The sequence below is a fragment of the Pseudomonas mediterranea CFBP 5447 genome, assembly GCF_000774145.1.
Lineage (GTDB): Bacteria > Pseudomonadota > Gammaproteobacteria > Pseudomonadales > Pseudomonadaceae > Aquipseudomonas > Aquipseudomonas mediterranea.
Window position 1 is genome coordinate 632,136 of record NZ_KN322987.1, and the last position, 19,897, is coordinate 652,032.

The following is a 19,897-nucleotide window of genomic DNA, read 5'->3' on the forward strand; positions in this document are numbered from 1 at the left end:
ACACCAAGAGCACCTGCCGATGAACCTGCCTCCTGCGATCCGCGTCGCGCTGGTTGACGATCACTCCCTGGTCCGCGATGGCATCCGGGCCTTGCTGTCTGTCATGCCCCAACTGGATGTGGTGGGCGAAGCCGAGAACGGCGCGCAGGCGATCGAGATGGTCGGGCGTTGCCAGCCGGACCTGCTGCTGATGGACATCGGCCTCAAGGACATGAACGGCCTCGAATTGACCCGTCTGCTGGGCAAACAGTACCCCGGCCTCAAGATCCTGATCCTGAGCATGTACGACAATCATGAATACGTGAGCGAGTCGGTGCGTTCCGGCGCCAGCGGCTACGTTCTCAAGAATGCACCTTCGCGGGAGATCATCGCCGCCATCGAGGCCATTATCGGCGGCGGCACCTTCTACAGCGCCGAGATCGCCCAGCGGCTCGCCACCGCCCCCGACACCGATGACGAGCTGACCCCCCGTGAGCGCCAGGTGCTGCTCAAAATGGTCCAGGGGCTGAACAACAAGGAGATGGCCCGCGAGCTGGACATCAGCGTGCGCACCGTCGAGACCCACCGCCTGAGCATCCGCCGCAAGCTCAACATCGACAAACCCGCGGCCCTGGCGAAGTACGCGATCGACCATGGGATCATTGCCCGATAGAGGCCCGTAAGGTTAAATCGCATTCCCCTCCCGAGGTTGATGCCTCAATGTCCGAACGCCCAAGCCCGCAGATTTCCTCGCGCAAACAGCCCAAGCAGGTGCGTTCCACCGAGCTCGTCGCGGCCATCCTGGAGGCCGCTGTCCAGGTTCTGGCGACCCAGGGCGCCTCGCGCTTCACCATGGCCCGCGTGGCCGAGCGAGCCGGTGTCAGCGTCGGATCGATGTATCAGTACTTCCCGAACAAGGCAGCTATCCTGTTCCGCCTGCAAAGTGATGAGTGGCGGCAAACCTGCGACATGCTGCGCGGGATTCTTGACGATCAGGTGAGGCCGCCTTTCGAGCGGCTGCATAGCCTTGTCAGGGCTTTCGTCCAGTCCGAATGCGACGAAGCCCAGATGCGTGGCGCCCTCGATGACGCCGCCCCGCTCTACCGCGATGCCCCCGAGGCCCGGGCGGCACGGGTGTCGGTCCAGCAGTCGGTCGATGCCTTCATGCTGGAGGTACTGCCAGCCGCCTCTGCACAAACCCGAAGCCTGGCAGGCGACCTGATCATCACGACTCTAAGCAAGGTGGGAAAGCAGTTTTCGACCGCACCGCGCTCGCCTGGAGAGATTGAGATCTATGCCCGCGCCATGGCCGATATGTTCTGCGCCTACCTCGAAAGCCTCCAGCGACGACCCGACACGACCGCGCCGTGAGCGGCCGACACTGGCGACGTGCCCGTGACAGCCTGCAAACACTTTTACTACACTGCCCCGTCCTGTCCCCTTCCCTCGCGAGACGTGTGCCCCGATGAAAAATATAACAAGCACAATGACCTTCTGTGGCCTGCTGGCACTGTCCTGCGGCGCCCAGGCCGAACCGGCGCCTTCGCACCTTGACCAGGTCCTGCAGCGTGGTGAGTTGAAGGTGTGTACCACCGGCGACTACAAGCCCTACACCTACAAAAAAGAAGGTGGTGAATACGAAGGCATCGACACCGACATGGCGCGCTCCCTGGCCGCAAGCCTGGGCGTCAAGGTGCAATGGGTACAGACCACCTGGAAAACCCTGATGCCGGATATGACCGAGGGCAAATGCGACATCGGCATGGGCGGAATCTCGGTGACCCTCGAGCGCCAGAAGAAAGCCTACTTCAGCAACACCCTGGACGTGGATGGCAAGATCCCGTTGGTCCGTTGCGAAGACCAGTCGCGCTACCAGACCCTGGAGCAGATCAACCAGCCTTCGGTACGCCTGGTGGAACCGGCCGGCGGCACCAACGAAGCCTTCGTCCGCGCCTTCGTGCCCAAGGGCCAGCTGAGCTTTCACGACAACGTGACCATCTTCCAGGAGCTGCTGGACAAGAAAGCCGACGTGATGATCACCGACGCCTCGGAAGCGCTCTACCAGCAGAAACTCAAGCCTGGCCTGTGCGCCGTGAATCCGACCCACTACCTGCAGTACGGCGAGAAGGCTTACTTGCTGCCTCGGGACGACACCACCTGGAAAATGTACGTTGACCAGTGGTTGCACCTGAGCAAGGCGAACGGCAGCTACCAGAAAATCATCGCGCAATGGCTGGCGGTTCCCGAGGCCCAGTGACGCAGTGCAGGCCGACCCACCGCCATCGCGAGCAGGCTCGCTCCCGCCCTGAATAGTGCTCGAGCACACATCCGAGCACGCCGCCGGACCCTGTGGGAGCGAGCTTGCTCGCGATGGCGGCACATTCAACATCAATGCAAGCTGACCCACCGTCATCGCGAGCAGGCTCGCTCCCACCCTGAATAGTGCTCGCTCACACATCCGAGCACGCCGCCGAACCCTGTGGGAGCGAGCTTGCTCGCGATGGCGGCATGGAAGTTTGTATCGGTCTGTATATGAACGGCAGTTTGATACGAAACCGCCGATTTCGAGGTTTTCAGGCACACACCAGCGATACACCCGGGCGTTTAACTGTGCACACCGGATAGCAGCGACACACCCGCTGCACGGTCCACTCAATCAAACGCAAGGAGAACCACCATGTTCAATTTCCCAAAAGCTTCGTCCCTGGTAATCGCACTGGCACTGGTTGGCGGCTTCGGCCTGTCGAATATCGCTTCGGCAACAGACAGCAGCGCGCCGGCGCATCAGTTGGCCGAAGGTGGGTCTGATCGCCTGATCCAGAACCGCGTGGCCGAAGGTGGCTCCGATCGCCTGATCCAGAATCGCGTGGCCGAAGGCGGCTCCGATCGCCTGATCCAGAATCGCGTAGCCGAAGGTGGCTCCGATCGCCTGATGGAAAATCGTGTCGCTGAAGACGGCTCCGATCGTTTGCTTGAGAATCGTGTCGCCGAAGGCGGGGCCGATCGTCTGCAGGAGCTGCGTGAGCGCAACGCCGCAGCCGTCGCCTAGATCGTGCCGAACCTGGCTCGACCTCTCCGGGGCCCCGCCGTGTGCTGCGGCCCCGACATTATCCTGCATCCACCGCCATCCCTGCTCGCGAAGCGGCCGACCAGGCAACGTCCCACTCACAGATTCAATCACCGGGACGCTGGCGAAAACTCACCGCCAACCGGTTCCAGCTGTTGATGGTGCTGATCGCCATTGTCAGGTCCACCAGTTCCTCCTCGCTGAAACAGGCACGGGCCTGGGCATAGACATCGTCCGGCACCTGGCTCTGGGCCAACAGCGTCACCGCCTCGGTCCAAGCCAGGGCAGCACGCTCGCGGTCAGTAAAGAAGCCGCTGTCACGCCAGACGGCTACCGCGTACAGGCGCCGCTCGGTCTCACCCAGGCGTCGTGCATCCACCGAATGCATGTCCGTGCAGAAGGCACAGCCATTGAGTTGCGAGGCGCGGATCTTGATCAGGTGCAGCAGCGCCGGTTCGATACTCAGACGGCTGGTCAGCGCTTCCAGGCCAATCATCGCTTTCATCGCCCCAGGGGAGGCACTGTAGTAATCCAGACGCTGGCTCATGTCGGGCTCCGTGACAGGAATACCTGCACGGTAGAACCTGAAGGCCATCAGCGACAGGTCCAATTGCTCGAAAAAAACCGGGCCACTGCGCGCCAGGCCAATCTGCCAGATTTTCTCTACGCAACTTCTATCCGAATGCACAATGCAGGTAATCTTGCAGCTTTGACGCTGCCATCAGGCGATAGTCCAGGAGCCCGCGGGTATGGAACTTCATGTCGTCATCAACGGCCGCAAGGACCTGACAAGCCAGTTGTACCAACAGTTGCGCAGCGCCATCGAAAGCGGTCGCCTGGCAGCGGGCACACAGCTGCCACCCAGTCGCCTGCTGGCTGAACAATTGGGCGTTTCGCGTAAGACCGTTTCCGACACCTACGCCCAGTTGACCTACGAGAATTTCCTGACCGGCATCATCGGCAAAGGCACCTACGTCAATGCGCGGCCGGCCAGGATCGTGCGCAAGCAAAACCACCGGGAGCTGGCCGGGGCCGACGTCGTCGAGGCCTGGCGCAGCATGCCGGACCTGCTGCGTCATCCGACGCCCGAAAGCGCATTGCGTTACGACTTCATCGGCGGCGCCACCGGCAAGGGGCAGTTCCCCCTGGACGATTGGCGTCGCTGCACCGCCCACGCCCTGCGCCAGATCGCCAATGCCAAGGGTTTCTACAGTCAGCCCGGGGGCCTGCCGGCACTGCGCAATGCCATAGCCCGGCACATCGCATTTTCCCGAGGGGTCAACTGCCAGGACGATGACGTGGTGGTGTGCAACGGTGCGCAACAGGCCCTGGACCTGATCTCACGGGTATTGACCCGGCCCGGCAGCCTGGTGGCAATGGAGGACCCTGGCTATCCACCGGCGCGACTGCTGTTCGGCTCCCACGGCGCCACGGTGGCCGGAGTGCCGGTGGATGACCAGGGCATGCGGGTGGACCTGATCCCGGACGGCACGCGGCTGATCTATGTCACGCCGTCCCACCAATTCCCCCTGGGCATGCCCCTGAGCCAGGCCCGGCGCGAGGCCCTGCTGGCGCGAGCCTATGAGCTTGGCGCGATCATCATCGAAGACGATTACGACAGCGAATTCCGCTACGAGGGCCGGCCCGCCGACTCGCTGCAGAGCATGGACGAACGGGGCATCGTGGCGTACGTCGGGACATTCTCCAAGACCCTGCTACCGGAGTTGCGGCTCGGCTACGCCATCCTGCCGCCGGCGATTCTCGAAGCGGTGATCCTGGCCAAGCGCCTCACCGATCAGCACACCTCCACCCTGCCCCAATGGGCGCTGGCCAAGTTCATCGCCGAAGGCTGCCTGCTCAAACACATCCGTCGCTGCCACGCCTTGTATGCCGGACGTCGCGAGCGAATCCTGGCGCGTATGTCCGGGGACCTGTCGCCCTGGTTCGAAGCCGTGCCCACCACCGCCGGTTTCCACCTGGCGGTATTGTGCAAAGTACCCATCGATCTGCCACTGGTGATCGAGCTGGCGAAAAAAGTCGAGGTCGGGCTGTACAGCCTTGAAGGTTTCTTCAACGAAGAGCCGCCACGACCGGGCCTGTTCTTCGGTTTTGGTGCCATCGAAGTCCTGGACATCGACATCGCCCTGGATCGCTTGCGGGACATCCTGCAGCAGGTCGCCTGAACGATTGGACTGCCCGCTTATCCGCCGATTGGCTGTTTGAGGTTCGCCCATGCAGGCCTATCCTGCATGGGCGTCGTTGATTGTGAACATCCGTCCGACTTGATTCAGGAGCCTGAACAATGTCTCGCCAAGTGATCAATACCGTCCAGGTGCAAGCCGCCGCCGGTCGCTCGGAAGAACTGGGCCGACAGTTGCAGCAAATCGTCGAAACCCTGCGCACCCAGCCCGGCTGCGACGCCTACATGGTCGACCGCTGTCCGGTGGACGGCGACCGCTGGACCGTCAGCGCCCGCTGGCAATCGGAAGCGGCCATGCAGGCTCACTTCAACTGCCCCGAAGTGCAGGGCTTCATCGGCCTGATCGACAACCGCCTGGCCCGAAGCGTGGATTTCAATAGTTTTCCGATTGTTTGAACGGCCCACGCTCCCGAGCCGGACCCCATGTGGCGAGGGGATTTAGCGAAACGTCGCACCGCCCCGCCGGGCTGCGCAGCGGCCCCAAGATATTCGTGACGGCGCCTATCTGGCGAGTGCTGCGCACTCGAGCGGGGCGGTGCGACGTTTCGATAAATCCCCTCGCCACAGGGTTATGGTCCAGTCAGTTGCAAATCCGTAATAGGCCAATTGGTCTACCGCCCTTCCGAAAGATTGGACGTTTGCTTGCCCCATCATCGGGCATAGGGTGGATCCATCGCCGCAACAGTGCGGATCCACTCAAAACCCACGAAGGCCATTGCCATGAAAACTCTCTCCCTGATCGCCGCCCTCAGCCTGCTGCCCATCGCCCAGGTCTACGCCCACGAAACCGCACCTTCGGAGAAGGTCCAGGTGTTGCAGGAAAAGATGCTGAAAAACCTGCCGGGCAAGAAAGCCATGATGCTGACCGTCGACTACGCCCCAGGCCAGTCGTCCATCGCCCACAAACACGAGGGCACGGCCATGGCCTACGTGCTCGAAGGCGCCATCACCTCCCAGGTCAAAGGCGAACCGGCGATCACCTACAAGGCCGGGGAGTTCTGGTACGAAGCAGCGGGATCCGAGCACCTGGTCTCGAAAAACGCCAGCGCGACCGAGCCGGCGAAGCTGCTGGTGTTCATGGTGATGGGTGAGAAGGAAGCGGTGTTGATTCCGCTGAAGAAATAACACCGCAATCCCCTTGTGGGAGCGAGCCTGCTCGCGATAGCGGAAACACAGCCAACATCATCGTCGATTGACCCGCCGCCATCGCGAGCAGGCTCGCTCCCACAAGGGAAATCGGTGCCTGGCATGGACCGGCGCCCACAAAAAAGCCCCGCATCTCTCAATGCGGGGCTTTTTCATTCAACGCCGGATCAGTTGGCCGTCACGACCGCCTGACCTGCCAACGCCAAGTCCAGCAGTTCGCGGTTGGCAACCGCGTACATGGCGTAGTCGGTGGCGCTGGCGGCACGGATGTCCACCAGCATGGCACGCCAGCGCTCGACCATGTCCTGCTGCTGCTCCAGCCACAGCGCCAGGCGGGTCTCCACGTCCTGGGTGCCGTCGCCCTGTTGCAGGACCGAGATGGTGATCGCCCGTTGCTGCCAGTCGACGTCATCGCGGAACGCTTCGCGGGCCAGGGCTTGCCAGTTGTTTTCCACCGGCAAGGCACTGATCTGCTGCAGGTACCAGGTGATGTCCAGCGCGCTGCCCACGGCGAAGTAGGCCTTGGCCACATCGGCGGCGTCCTGGCCGGTGACGTCGGACGCCTCGATGATCGGCAGCAAGGTGTACAGGTGCGTGGTGCCGGCAACCATGCGCGCCAGCAGTTCCGGCACACCGGCGGCCACGTAGGCCTGGTAGCGGGTCTGCCAGCCTTCGCGGGTCGGGCCTTCCAGCAATTCGTCGAGCTTGAGGCCCAACGCCGCCAGGTGCGGACCGAAGTGAGCCACGTCGCGGGCAGCGTTCTGCTCGTTACGGCGGCTGCGCAGGAACCAGCGGGTCGCACGACGGCCCAGGCGCATCAGCTCATCCATCAGCTCCAGTTGCACGTCGGCCGACACCTGGTGGTCCAGGGCTTCGATCTGACGGAACCAGTGTGGAAGATGGAAGATGTCCCGCACGATCACATATGCGCCAGCCACGTTCGCCGGGCTCATGCCCGTGGACTCCTTGAGCCGTTGGACGAAGGTGATGCCCATGTGGTTGACCAGGTCGTTGGCGATCTGGGTGCTGACGATCTCGCGCTTCAGGCGGTGGCGACGCATGGCCTCGGAGAACTTGCTCACCAGCGTCGGCGGGAACGCGGTTTCCATGTCGCGGGTCAGGTAGTCGTCGTCCGGTACCAGCGAATTGAGCAACGCTTCCTTGAGGTCGATCTTGCTGTAGGAGATCAGCACCGACAGTTCGGCACGGGTCAGGCCATGGCCTGCCGCGACACGTTCGGCCAGTTGGTCTTCGGTCGGCAGGAACTCGATGGCGCGGTCCAGCTTGCCACGGGCCTCCAGATCGTTCATCAGGCGCTTGTATTCGGCGATCCGCACGAATGCGCGACGGGCCGCCAGGGACAGGGCCTGGGTTTGCTTGTAGTTGTTGCCCAACACCAGGCCACCGACTTCGTCGGTCATGCTCGCCAGCAACTGGTTACGTTGCTTGTCGGTCATGTCGCCGGCCTGCACCACTTCGTTGAGCAGGATCTTGATGTTCACTTCATGGTCGGAGCAGTCCACACCGCCCGCATTGTCGATGAAGTCGGTGTTGGTGGCGCCGCCATGCAGGCCGAACTCGACACGGCCCAACTGGGTCATGCCCAGGTTGCCGCCCTCGCCCACCACCTTGCAGCGCAGTTCGTTACCGTTCACGCGCAGCGCATCGTTGGCCTTGTCGCCGACATCGGCGTGGCTTTCGGTGCTGGCCTTGACGTAGGTGCCGATACCGCCGTTCCAAAGCAGGTCCACCGGTGCCTTAAGCAAGGCATTCAGCAGTTCCGTCGGGGTCAGCTTGTCGGCCTTGATGTCGAAACGTGCCTGCATCTGCGGGGTGATGGCGATGCTTTTCGCGCTGCGCGAGAAGATGCCGCCGCCTTCGGACATGATGCTGGTGTCGTAGTCGGTCCAGGCCGAACGCGGCAGGTCGAACAGACGCTTGCGCTCGGCGAAGCTGCTGGCCGGTTCCGGGTTCGGGTCGATGAAGATGTGCAGGTGGTTGAACGCCGCCACCAGTTGCAGCTTGTCGGACATCAACAAACCGTTACCGAACACGTCGCCCGCCATGTCGCCGACGCCGACCACGGTGATGCTGTCTTCCTGGACGTTGATGCCGCGCTCGCGGAAGTGGCGCTGCACGCCGACCCACGCGCCCTTGGCGGTGATGCCCATTTTCTTGTGGTCATAGCCGGCCGAGCCGCCGGAGGCGAAGGCGTCGCCCAGCCAGAAGCCGTAGTCGATGGCAATGCCGTTGGCGATGTCGGAGAAGGTCGCGGTGCCCTTGTCGGCAGCCACTACCAGGTACGGGTCATCGTCGTCATGCCGTACGACGTTGGCCGGCGGCACCAGGGCGCCGTCCTTGAGGTTGTCGGTGATGTCCAGCAGGCCGGAGATGAAGATGCGGTAGCAGGCGATGCCCTCGGCCGCGATCTCGTCCCGGCTGCCGCCCAGTGGCAGGCGACGCGGGAGGAAGCCGCCCTTGGCGCCGACCGGCACGATCACCGAGTTCTTCACTTGCTGGGCTTTTACCAGCCCTAGGACTTCGGTGCGGTAGTCTTCTTCACGGTCGGACCAGCGCAGGCCGCCACGGGCAACGTTGCCGAAGCGCAGGTGCACGCCTTCGACCCGTGGCGAGTAGACGAAGATCTCGAACTTGGGCACCGGCTTCGGCAGTTCCGGGATCAGGTGCGGGTTGAACTTGAAGCTGAAGTAGGACTTGTTCTGGCCGTGGGCGTCGGTCTGGTAGAAGTTGGTCCGCAGGGTGGCCTTGATCAGGTCCAGGTAGCGACGCAGGATGCGGTCTTCGTTGAGCACCTGGACGTCGTCCAGTGCCGTGAGGATCGCCTGCTCCAAACGCAGTTGCTTGTCTTCCAGGTCCTCGCCGGAGAGCTTGCGGGCCAGGTAGAAGCGGGTCTTGAACAACCGGGTCAGCTCGCGAGCGATGTCGGTGTGGTTGTTCAGGGTGCTGGCGATGTAGCCCAGGTCGAAGCCCAGGCGGATCTGCTTGAGATAGCGGGCGTAGGCACGCAGCAGCGCCACGTCGCGCCACGGCAGGCCGGCGGTCAGCACCAGGCGGTTGAACGCGTCGTTCTCGGCATCGCCGCTGACGATGTGGACGAAGGCGTCCTGCAAGGTGTCGTTGAGCTGCTGGATGTCGAGGTTCACCCCTTCGGCGGCGGTGAAGGCGAAGTCGTGGATCCAGAACTCGCGGCCGTTGGTGTGGCGCAGGCGGTACGGGAACTCACCCAGCACGCGCAGGCCGAGGTTTTCCAGGATCGGCAGCACATCGGACAGCGCCAGCGGCGTGTCGGCGTGATACAGCTTGCAGTGCAGCTCACGCTGGCCGGAGACCTGGCCCAGCGGCTGGTAGAAGCTCATGACCAGCGGATTTTTTTCATTCAGGCTCAGCAGGTGCTGCATGTCGACCACCGCCGAATGCGCGGCGAAGCGCTCGCGGTAGCCGGCCGGGAAGCCTTTCGGGTAGTCGGCGAGCACGTTGGTGCCCTGGGCTTCGCCGAAGCTCTCGATGACCAGGCTGGCGTAGTCGTCCTGCCAGCTGCGGCAGGCCTGTACCACTTCTTTTTCCAGCAGCAGCGGGTCGATGTCGATGCGGTTCTTCGGGTCCACCCGCAGGATCAACTGCACGCGGGCCAGTACCGATTCGGAGAAGAACGTCCAGAATTCGCAGTCCGAGGCCTTCAGGCGATCCATCAGCACTTGCTGGATCTTCTGGCGCACTTCGGTGGAGTAGATGTCGCGCGGCACGTAGGCCAGGCAGTAGCAGAAACGACCGTACGGGTCTTTGCGCAGGAACACGCGGATCTTGTTGCGTTCCTGGATCTGCACGATGGACATCACGGTGCTGAACAGTTCGTCCACCGGGGTCTGGAACAGATCGTCACGAGGCAGCACTTCGACCACCTGGGCCAGTTCCTTGCCCAGGTGCGCCTTGGCCTGGAAGCCCGAACGACGTTCGATCTCGGCGACCTTGCGGCGGATGTACGGGATAACGCGTACGCTCTCGCCGTACACCGAGGAGGTGTACAGGCCCATGAAGCGGCATTCCTTGATGACCTTGCCGTCTGCGTCGATTTCACGGATCGACACATAATCCGGATAAGCCGGACGGTGTACACGGCTCGGATGTGCAGCCTTGGCGAACGACAGCGGCGTCGGTTCACGCAGGTAGTTGACGGCGTAGTCCTCGATGCGCAGGTCATCGGCGGTCAGGCCGGCGCGCAGCAGCTTGGTCAGGCCGAGGAACGACTCGGGGTCATACTCGATATGGCCGCCATCGGCATCGTCACGGACCACGAACTCTTCATAGCCCAGGAAGGTGAAGTGGTTGCCCACCAGCCATTCCAGGAAGGTCTTGATCTCGCTTTTTTCGTCGGCATCGATGGCGTAGGCGCTGTTGTCCAGGCTGGTGAGGATCTCCTGGACCTTGTCCTTCATCGGTTCGAAGTCGGCCACGGCCACGCGCACTTCGCCCAGCACCTGCTCGAGTTCCTTGCTCAGGACGTTGAGTTCGGCGGCGTTGGCGCAGCGGTCGATTTCCAGGTACATCAGCGACTCTTGCAGCACGCCCTCGCCCTGGGTGCCCTTCGGCAGGATTTCCAGCAACTCGCCCTTGCTGCCACGACGCACGCTCAGCACGGTGGTCTGCAGGGTATGGATGCTGTAGCCGCGGCGGTTCAGCTCGGTGCGGACCGAGTCCACCAGGAACGGCAGGTCGTGGTGCAACACTTCCACGGCGGTGTGGGTCGACTGCCAGCCGTGGCGTTCGTAATCGGGGTTGTAGACGCGAACCTGCGATTGCGCGTGGTCGAAGCGCTCAAGCAGGCGCCAGGCGGACAGGGTGCAGCCGGCGAGGTCGGACAACCGGCGCTGGGTAAGTTCATCGAGGGAAATGATGCCGAAGAATTGTTCAGCAAACAGCGCCACTTGTGGCAGTGCCTGTTCACTGATGTGCTGCGCCAGTACCGCTTGCAGTTGATGCTGGAAGTCGGCTTTGCTGGCTGCGGTGAAGAACGCCATCTGTGGTACTCCGCTTGGGCTTGTTATTGATGGAAGCGTCATGCAGCCCCTTTCGGGCTGCCGGCCATCCTGTTCCTGATTCTCGGGCAGAGGAAACAGGACGACAGGTGGGTGAAGCTGGACAAGACCCGCAGGTCACATTCCATTTCCATATCATGGGCATCTGCAGGAAACGCCCATGCAAGTGCGCATCCGTTGCGCAGCTTAACGAGTGCGACAAGGCCCCTGCTTGCAGCGCTGCGACATATTCGGTCATCGGCTAGCGTATGCATCGAACAACCCTAGCAGCCTGGGCAGCAATCGGCACCCCACGATGTGAAATCGCGCACGGATCAAGCATGTGGTCGCAGTAAATCCCCCAGGCTGGCAAAATCCGCTTCTTCGCACCCGCAAGGCTCATCGAGCCAGGAGCCGTCCCGATGCAAATGACCACCGCCCTTCTGATCGCCAACCCGTGCGACGACGAAGAAGACAACATGGCCATGCTGTGCTGCCACAGCCTGCAGGGCGAAATGTTCCTGATGACCCGCTACCCCGATGAAGACGAACTGGAAATCGCCCTCGATGGCGAGCCGTCGACCCTGGACGGCGTGAAAGTCACCCTCAGCCCGGCCGTGCTGAAAATCGAAATCGCCGCGGCGGATGCCGATGCGCTCAATGGCGACGATGTGCTGGAAATCAGCCATGACACCGATGAAGCGGATCTGGCGGAGGTGGAACTGACGTTGCAGAACATCCTCAGGGGTGTAGGGACCTACGTCAGGCAGAATTGATTTCAGCGTCTGCGCGGCCGCTATCGCGAGCAGGCTCGCTCCCACAAGGGATTAGTGGCGACCGCTATTTCCGATGACACCTCACAACCCTGTGGGAGCCACTATTCCCGGGAACACCTCGACCCCACTGTGGGAGCGAGCCTGCTCGCGATAGCGTCAGCCCAGCCACTTGGGCCCTTGATCGTCGCCCACCGTCGGTCGCCCCTCCCGCACAACGCCCTTGACGACTCACCGGGTTCTGAGGTTTCCTGAAACCGGTTTCAGAGCCGCTAATAAATCCAACAGGCAGGTTTCAACCGTGAATTCTTTCTCCGCCGCCCAGCGCAGCCGCGTGACCATGCTTGACGTCGCCGAACGCGCCGGTGTTTCCAAGGCCAGCGTCTCGCGGTTCATCGGCGAGGACCGCGCCCTGCTCTCCGAGGCCATCGCCCGGCGCATCGAGCAGGCGATCAACGAGCTGGGCTATCGCCCCAACCAGATGGCCCGCGGCCTCAAGCGCGGCCGTACCCGCCTGATCGGCATGCTGGTGGCCGATATCCGCAATCCCTATTCAATTGCCGTGATGCACGGCGTGGAAACCGCCTGCCGCCGCCACGGCTACAGCCTGGTGGTGTGCAACACCGACCGCGACGACGAACAGGAACGCCAGCACCTGGCCTTGTTGCGTGCCTACAACATCGAAGGGCTGATCGTGAACACCCTCGGTCATCACCGGGACGAACTGCTTGAACTGCGCAGCGAGATGCCCCTGGTGCTGGTGGACCGCAAGGTCGATCGACTCGAAAGCGACCTGGTGGGCCTGGACAATCCGGCGGCAGTGAAGATGGCGCTCGATCATCTCGAACAGCGCGGCTACCGTGACCTGCTGCTGGTGACCGAACCGTTCGACGGCACCAGCTCCCGGATCGAGCGGGTCGACAGCTTCAAGTCGGAGATCGAACGGCGCCCGGCCCTGGCCGGTGCCGTGGTGGAAATCCACGATCAACTGACGTCCCGGATCAAGACCTTTCTCGCCCAGCCGGGTCCTGGCCCCAAGGCGCTGTTCTGCGCCAACGGCATTGCCGCCTTGTCCGCCACCCAAGTGTTGCGCGAATTGGGCTGCCACCTATTCAACGACGTGGGCCTGATCGCCCTCGACGACCTGGACTGGTACCCGTTGGTGGGCAGCGGCATCACCGCCCTGGCCCAACCGACCGCCGAGATCGGCGCCCGTGCCTTCGAATGCCTGCTCAAGCGCCTGCGCGGCGACAACGGGCCGGTGCAAACCCTGGATTTTGCGGCGCGGTTGATTGAGCGCGGGTCGACGCTTGGGATTTCCGAGTGATCGGGGCGGCCCTATCGCGAGCAGGCTCGCTCCCACACGGGACCTGTGCCATATCGGCGATTCCCTGTGGGAGCGAGCCTGCTCGCGATGGGGCCCGCAAGCAGAACCTTTTTTTGAACAAAACTGAAACCGGTTTCAGAGGTGTAGAACAATGACTAAACCACCCGTTTCCATCAGCCTGTCCAGCTACGGCGCCGACCTGGTGCGACAGCAGGGCCAAGGCCGTTTCACCACGCTATTGGCCGCCGCCGGCGCCTCGCGTATCGAATGGCGTGAAGAACTGCTCACCGACGAACAGCCCGCCGAGCTGGCCGCCAATGCCCTGGCCGAAGGCCTGCAGAGTATTTTTTCGTCGCCCCTCGAGCTGTGGCTTGCCGACCGCGCCCAACCCAACCCCGCGCTGTCGCCGGCCTTGCAGCGTGCCGAAGCGTTCGGCTCGAAATGGCTGAAAGTCTCGCTCGGGCATTTCACCGACGCCCACGACCTGACCAGCCTGGCGGAGATCCTCGCCGCCAGCCCGGTGCAGTTGCTGGTTGAGAACGACCAGACGACGCAGGGCGGCCGGATCGAGCCCTTCCAACGTTTCTTCGCCGCCACCGAGCGCCAAGGATTGCCCATCGGCATGACCTTCGACATTGGCAACTGGCAATGGCAGGACCAATCGGCGGCCATGGCGGCCCGCGAACTCGGACGCCATGTGCGGTATGTGCATTGCAAGGCTGTGGCCCGGCGTGACGACGGCAAGTTGATTGCGGTGCCGCCGGCGTTGACCGATCTGCATCTATGGGAACAACTGTTCAAGCAGATGCCCGCCGGCGTGATGCGCGCCGCCGAGTACCCACTGCAGGGCGATGACCTGCTGCAGTTGACCGCTGCACACGTCACCGCCCTTGCCGGCCTCGGGCAAGCCCGCCGGGAGCCTGCTCATGTCTGAATTCGATGTCTTGTCGTTCGGCGAAACCATGGCGATGCTGGTGGCCGACCATTGCGGCGACCTGGCCAGCATCCACCATTTCAGCAAACGTATCGCCGGGGCCGACAGCAACGTCGCCATCGGCCTGGCGCGGCTGGGCTTCAATGTGGCGTGGTTGAGCCGGGTCGGCGCCGATTCCCTGGGACGCTTTGTCGTGCAGACGCTGGAACGGGAAGGCCTGGATTGTCGCCATGTGGCGGTCGACCCAGCGCACCCCACCGGGTTTCAGTTCAAATCCCGTAGCGACGATGGCAGCGACCCGCAGGTGGAGTATTTCCGTCGCGGATCGGCGGCCAGCCACCTGTCGATCGACGCCATCGCCCCGGCGCTGCTGGGCGCCCGGCACCTGCACGCCACCGGTATCGTGCCGGCGCTGTCGGCGACGGCACGGGAGATGTCCTTTGAATTGATGACCCGCATGCGCGAGGCCGGCCGCAGCCTGTCCTTCGACCCCAACCTGCGACCCAGCCTGTGGTCCAGCGAGTCGTCGATGATCCGCGAAGTCAATCGCCTCGCCGCCCTCGCCCACTGGGTCTTGCCCGGGCTCGAAGAAGGCCGGTTGCTGACCGGCTTCGACGACCCGACTGACATCGCCGCGTTCTACCTGGACCAGGGCGCCAACGCCGTGGTGATCAAGCTCGGCGCCCAAGGCGCCTACTACCGCACGCCGCAGGACCAGGGCTTCGTGGCTGGCGTGCCGGTGGCCCGGGTGGTGGACACGGTAGGCGCCGGCGACGGGTTTGCCGTCGGCCTGATCAGTGCACTGCTGGAAGGCCGGGAAATCACCGAAGCCGTGCAGCGCGCCAATTGGATTGGCAGTCGCGCGGTGCAGAACCGTGGGGACATGGAGGGATTGCCGACCCGGGCCGAGTTCCTGGCTGAATTCAACGACGCCAATCGCGAGCAAGCTCTCTCGTTAAATCTGTGGGAGCGAGCCTGCTCGCGATAAAGGCCTGAAGCACACCGCAAATACACCTGCTGCGACAAAAACAACAAGCTCAGGAGTCAACGACATGCAAACGCTCAACCTCGCCACCCGCCGCTGGTGGTACATCATGCCCATCGTGTTCATCACCTATAGCCTGGCCTATCTGGACCGGGCCAATTATGGATTCGCCGCGGCCTCGGGCATGGCCAAGGACCTGATGATCACCCCGGGACTGTCGTCATTGCTCGGCGCGCTGTTTTTCCTCGGCTACTTTTTCTTCCAGGTGCCGGGGGCGATCTACGCGCAGAAACACAGCGTGAAGAAGCTGATCTTCGTCAGCCTGATCCTCTGGGGCTCGCTGGCGACGTTGACCGGCGTGGTGTCCAACGCCTACTGGCTGATCGTGATCCGCTTCATGCTCGGTGTGGTCGAAGCCGCCGTGATGCCGGCCATGCTGGTGTACCTGTGCCACTGGTTCACCCGGGCCGAACGCTCGCGCGCCAATACCTTCCTGATCCTCGGCAACCCGGTGACCATGCTGTGGATGTCGGTGGTGTCGGGTTACCTGGTGCAGCAATTCGACTGGCGCTGGATGTTCATCATCGAAGGCCTGCCGGCAGTACTCTGGGCCTTCATCTGGTGGCGCCTGGCGGACGATCGTCCGTCCCAGGCCAAGTGGCTCAGTGCCCAGGAAAAACAGGACCTGGAAAGCGCACTGGCGGCCGAACAGGTCGGCATCAAGGCAGTGAAGAACTACGCCGAGGCCTTCCGCTCGCCCAAGGTCATCATCCTGGCGTTGCAGTTCTTCTGCTGGAGCATCGGCGTCTACGGGTTCGTGCTGTGGCTGCCGTCCATCCTCAAGGCCGGCCTGCAAATGAGCATGGTCGAGGCTGGCTGGCTTTCCTCGTTGCCGTACCTGGCGGCCGTCGTTGCCATGCTCGGCGTGTCCTGGGCCTCGGACAAGGCACAGAAGCGCAAGCGCTTCGTCTGGCCGCCGCTGCTGGTGGCGTCCATCGCGTTCTATGCCTCGTACCTGCTGGGACCTGAGCACTTCTGGTGGTCCTACAGCCTGCTGGTGATCGCCGGCGCCTGCATGTACGCGCCCTATGGACCATTTTTTGCCATCGTTCCGGAAATCCTGCCGGCCAACGTCGCCGGCGGTGCCATGGCGTTGATCAACAGCATGGGCGCGCTGGGCTCCTTCGGTGGTTCGTACCTGGTGGGCTACCTCAATGGTTCCACCGGCTCCCCGGGCATGTCCTTCCTGCTGATGAGTGGCGCCTTGCTGCTGTCGGTGGTGCTGACCCTCGCCCTCAAGCCCGGCGCCAGCGACCGCGCCAACCCTCATTCCGCGACGCCACACCCGGCGCCCGCCCATTCCTGAATCGAGACCCCGCTCATGAAAAAGCACGTGGTGTTGTACAAGGCGCTGTCGGCGCCACTGATGGCTCGTTTGCAAGCGCAGGCCGACGTCACCCTTATTGAACGCCTGGACGCCCAGGGCCTGGCGCAACTGCGCGCCGCCCTGCCCAGCGCCCATGGCCTCTTGGGCGCGAGCCTCAAGCTGGACGCTTCGCTACTGGACCTGGCGCCGAACCTGCAAGCCATCGCCAGCGTCTCGGTGGGAGTCGACAACTACGACATCGACTACCTGACCGAACGCCGGATCCTGCTGAGCAACACCCCGGACGTGCTGACCGAGACCACAGCCGACACCGGGTTCGCGCTGATCCTGGCGACCGCCCGCCGCGTGGTGGAGCTGGCCAACCTGGTTCGTGCAGGCGGCTGGCAACAAAGCATCGGCCCCCGGCACTTCGGCACCGACGTCCACGGCAAGACCCTGGGCATCATCGGCATGGGCCGCATCGGCGAGGCCTTGGCACAGCGCGGCCACTTCGGCTTCGGCATGCCGGTGCTCTACCACAGCCACTCGCCCAAGCCTGCCGTCGAACAGCGGTTCAACGCACGCTACTGCTCGCTGGAAACATTGTTGCGCGAAGCCGACTTCGTCTGCCTGACCCTGCCATTGACGGCCGAGACCCAAGGCCTGATCGATGCACGAGCGTTTGCGCAGATGCGTCCCGAGACCCTGTTCATCAACATCTCCCGGGGCAAGGTGGTGGACGAAGCGGCACTGATCGACGCCCTGCGCAACGGCCAGATCCGTGGCGCGGGGCTGGACGTGTTCGAGCGCGAACCCTTGAACCCGGACTCGCCGTTGCTGCACATGGACAACGTGGTGGCTACCCCGCATATGGGCTCGGCCACCCACGAGACCCGAGAGGCCATGGCGCGCTGCGCAGTGGACAACCTGTTGGCGGCATTGGCGGGTGAGCGGCCGATGAATCTGGTGAATTCGGGGGCGTGGAAAGGCTGAGTTGTTCTTTTGCCAGCATCGTTGTCATCGCGAGCAAGCTCGCTCCCACAGGACTTGCGGTGTGCCCAATATCTGAGGCTGTCGTTGGCTCCATGTGGCGAGGGAGCTTGCTCCCGCTGGGCTGCGAAGCAGCCCCAAAATCAGCCGGCGCGGCTTCCCAAGAACACTCCGCCAGCCGGCCTGCGACTGCTGCGCAGCCGAGCGGGAGCAAGCTCCCTCGCCACGGGGGCTATAGCGACTAACGCGTCTCGACGTTGTCGAGTGCGCGGTTTGCCAACAGGGTACCCAGTTCGATCAGCTGTTGGATGCCCAGGAGGAAATGCCGGCGTGAACCCTCCAGGTCGAACGCCAGGTCGTTGACCATGACGTTGGCTGAAGCCAGGGTTTCGCTGAGATTGGCGAGCAGGCTTTCGGTGTCGATGTTCTGGTTGACGATGAAGAGTTGGCCGGAGGCAGGATCCGCTTCGGTTTTTTCCGGTTTGGGGTTTAGGTAATGATCGAGGACGCGGTCGGTGACCTCGTTGTGTTTTTGCGACTTGGTTTCTTTGCGCGGTGAAGCAGGACCGGTATTCGGTGGATTCGGGGTTACTTTGAACATAAATGAATCTCCAAATCAGAAAAAGGAGACCATCAACCTCGCTACCAAACGAAGGTGGCGGCCATACGCGGGTTGGTAGACCGGTGACTTGGAGAACCGGCGCGTCCGAAGACGCCCTGCGCATGACCGCCATAAAACAGATACCGAAAGGCCTCTGTTACAGGGGACTGTGCGACAAGTCAAAAGCCGGGCTACCAAACCCGATCGCTGATTCACCAGCGACCCGGAAACGATAGGACTTGCTTCCCAGGCGCACAAGCCGGCGGATTCTGGCGCAGTTGTGGGCAATGGCGCAAGATGAGGTAGCCTGTTCCAGGGCCCTCCTACGCCCGGATAAACATCCCCCCATTTTGTGCGTGCTTTGCAGCTCAAGCGGGACCCAGCTCTTCCTCCCCTGTTTCCAAACCGATCACAATTGTGAACACCCGATCAAAATCCCGTTAGTCGCCACCCCCCGCCATGCATTAAAGTAACGCCCCCAGCCCCGGCATTATCCGAATGCCCTGGGCCACCCTTTCCAGGAACCGTCACCGATGGAACATCGTGAAGCGCTGCTTGCGCTGCGAACCTTTCTTTCAACGCAGATCCTCGGCCAGGAAAAACTCATCGAGCGCCTGCTCATCGCCCTGCTCGCCGATGGCCACATGTTGGTGGAGGGCGCGCCGGGCCTGGCCAAGACCAAGGCCATCAAGGAGTTGGCCGAAGGCGTCGAAGCGCAGTTCCACCGCATCCAGTTCACCCCCGACCTGCTGCCCGCCGATATCACCGGCACGGAAATCTACCGTCCGGAAACCGGCAGCTTCGTGTTCCAGCAGGGCCCGATCTTCCACAACCTGGTGCTGGCGGACGAAATCAACCGTGCCCCGGCCAAGGTCCAGTCGGCCTTGCTCGAAGCAATGGCCGAGCGGCAGGTCAGCGTCGGGCGCAGCACCTATGAGCTGTCGCCGCTGTTCCTGGTCATGGCCACACAGAACCCGATCGAGCAGGAAGGCACCTATCCGCTGCCCGAAGCCCAGCTCGACCGGTTCCTGATGCACGTCAAGATCGGCTTCCCGGATGCCGCGGTGGAACGCCGCATCCTGCAGCAGGCCCGGGGCGAAGCGCTGCACGGCGAAGCCACGCCGGAGCGGCGGGTGAGCCAGCAGGCGATCTTCTCGGCCCGCAAGGAAATCCTCGGTTTGTACATGGCCGACGCCGTGGAGGAGTACCTGGTACAACTGGTCATGGCGACCCGCACCCCGGCCAAGTTCGACCCGGAGCTGGCCGAATGGATTGGCTACGGCGCCAGCCCGCGGGGTTCGATTGCCCTGGACCGCTGTGCCCGCGCCCACGCCTGGCTCGCCGGAAGGGACTTCGTCAGCCCGGAGGACATCCAAGCCGTGCTGTTCGACGTGCTGCGCCATCGCATCATCCTGTCGTTCGAAGCGGAAGCCGCGGGCATCGATCAGGATCGGGTCGTGCAGCGGATCCTCGACGTCGTCGCTGTCGCTTGAGCA

17 protein-coding genes are annotated in these 19,897 nt (G+C 63.0%); 14 read left to right on the plus strand and 3 right to left on the minus strand.

Annotated features, from left to right (window positions below; all coding sequences use genetic code 11):
• Nucleotides 1-19: 19 nt before the first annotated feature.
• From N005_RS22840 to N005_RS22855, 4 genes are all read left to right on the plus strand, one after another.
• Entirely contained in the window at nt 20-652 is a 633-nt protein-coding gene (locus N005_RS22840) for a response regulator (RefSeq protein ID WP_047703257.1), read from the plus strand.
• A gap of 47 nt (nt 653-699) precedes the next feature.
• Nucleotides 700-1,350, plus strand: coding sequence for a TetR/AcrR family transcriptional regulator (locus N005_RS22845; RefSeq protein ID WP_047703258.1), 651 nt, complete (start codon nt 700-702; stop codon nt 1,348-1,350).
• 94 nt (nt 1,351-1,444) lie between these two features.
• Entirely contained in the window at nt 1,445-2,236 is a 792-nt protein-coding gene (locus tag N005_RS22850) for a transporter substrate-binding domain-containing protein (RefSeq protein ID WP_047703259.1), read from the plus strand.
• 420 nt (nt 2,237-2,656) lie between these two features.
• Nucleotides 2,657-3,028 carry a hypothetical protein gene (locus N005_RS22855; RefSeq protein WP_052126454.1) on the plus strand — a complete coding sequence of 124 codons (372 nt, stop codon included), beginning with the start codon at nt 2,657-2,659 and terminating at the stop codon, nt 3,026-3,028.
• 124 nt (nt 3,029-3,152) lie between these two features.
• On the opposite strand, the gene N005_RS22860 is transcribed toward N005_RS22855, so the two are convergent.
• Nucleotides 3,153-3,593: a carboxymuconolactone decarboxylase family protein gene (locus tag N005_RS22860; protein ID WP_047703260.1), complete on the minus strand. Its 441-nt coding sequence runs from the start codon at nt 3,591-3,593 to the stop codon at nt 3,153-3,155.
• 202 nt (nt 3,594-3,795) lie between these two features.
• Here N005_RS22860 and pdxR point away from each other — a divergent pair, with 202 nt between their 5' ends.
• From pdxR to N005_RS22875, 3 genes are all read left to right on the plus strand, one after another.
• Nucleotides 3,796-5,229 carry a MocR-like pyridoxine biosynthesis transcription factor PdxR gene (gene pdxR, locus N005_RS22865; protein ID WP_047703261.1) on the plus strand — a complete coding sequence of 478 codons (1,434 nt, stop codon included), beginning with the start codon at nt 3,796-3,798 and terminating at the stop codon, nt 5,227-5,229.
• A gap of 119 nt (nt 5,230-5,348) precedes the next feature.
• Complete coding sequence (locus N005_RS22870; RefSeq protein WP_041021156.1) at nt 5,349-5,642, plus strand: antibiotic biosynthesis monooxygenase family protein; 294 nt, start codon at nt 5,349-5,351, stop codon at nt 5,640-5,642.
• A gap of 324 nt (nt 5,643-5,966) precedes the next feature.
• Complete coding sequence (locus N005_RS22875) at nt 5,967-6,371, plus strand: cupin domain-containing protein (RefSeq protein ID WP_047703262.1); 405 nt, start codon at nt 5,967-5,969, stop codon at nt 6,369-6,371.
• A gap of 188 nt (nt 6,372-6,559) precedes the next feature.
• On the opposite strand, the gene N005_RS22880 is transcribed toward N005_RS22875, so the two are convergent.
• Nucleotides 6,560-11,428, minus strand: coding sequence for an NAD-glutamate dehydrogenase (locus tag N005_RS22880; protein ID WP_047703263.1), 4,869 nt, complete (start codon nt 11,426-11,428; stop codon nt 6,560-6,562).
• Nucleotides 11,429-11,847: 419 nt separating this feature from the next.
• Between N005_RS22880 and N005_RS22885 the strand changes: the two genes are divergently transcribed.
• The 6 genes from N005_RS22885 to N005_RS22910 all read left to right on the plus strand — a co-directional run bounded on the left by N005_RS22885 (nt 11,848) and on the right by N005_RS22910 (nt 17,803).
• Nucleotides 11,848-12,201, plus strand: coding sequence for a hypothetical protein (locus N005_RS22885; RefSeq protein WP_047703264.1), 354 nt, complete (start codon nt 11,848-11,850; stop codon nt 12,199-12,201).
• Between the two features lie 298 nt (nt 12,202-12,499).
• Complete coding sequence (locus tag N005_RS22890; RefSeq protein ID WP_047703265.1) at nt 12,500-13,525, plus strand: LacI family DNA-binding transcriptional regulator; 1,026 nt, start codon at nt 12,500-12,502, stop codon at nt 13,523-13,525.
• Nucleotides 13,526-13,676: 151 nt separating this feature from the next.
• Nucleotides 13,677-14,459 (plus strand): sugar phosphate isomerase/epimerase family protein, encoded by a 783-nt coding sequence (locus N005_RS22895; protein ID WP_047703266.1) that lies wholly within the window; start codon nt 13,677-13,679, stop codon nt 14,457-14,459.
• Nucleotides 14,452-15,447: a sugar kinase gene (locus N005_RS22900; protein WP_047703267.1), complete on the plus strand. Its 996-nt coding sequence runs from the start codon at nt 14,452-14,454 to the stop codon at nt 15,445-15,447. Before N005_RS22895 ends, N005_RS22900 begins: the two co-directional genes overlap by 8 nt.
• A gap of 64 nt (nt 15,448-15,511) precedes the next feature.
• Nucleotides 15,512-16,810 (plus strand): MFS transporter, encoded by a 1,299-nt coding sequence (locus N005_RS22905; protein WP_047703268.1) that lies wholly within the window; start codon nt 15,512-15,514, stop codon nt 16,808-16,810.
• A 15-nt stretch (nt 16,811-16,825) separates the two neighbouring features.
• Nucleotides 16,826-17,803, plus strand: coding sequence for a 2-hydroxyacid dehydrogenase (locus N005_RS22910; protein ID WP_047703269.1), 978 nt, complete (start codon nt 16,826-16,828; stop codon nt 17,801-17,803).
• 238 nt (nt 17,804-18,041) lie between these two features.
• On the opposite strand, the gene N005_RS22915 is transcribed toward N005_RS22910, so the two are convergent.
• Nucleotides 18,042-18,401, minus strand: coding sequence for a DUF6124 family protein (locus tag N005_RS22915; RefSeq protein WP_047703270.1), 360 nt, complete (start codon nt 18,399-18,401; stop codon nt 18,042-18,044).
• 533 nt (nt 18,402-18,934) lie between these two features.
• Between N005_RS22915 and N005_RS22920 the strand changes: the two genes are divergently transcribed.
• A complete protein-coding gene (locus N005_RS22920; protein WP_047703271.1) occupies nt 18,935-19,894 on the plus strand; it encodes an AAA family ATPase in 960 nt (319 codons plus the stop codon).
• Nucleotides 19,895-19,897: the final 3 nt, after the last annotated feature.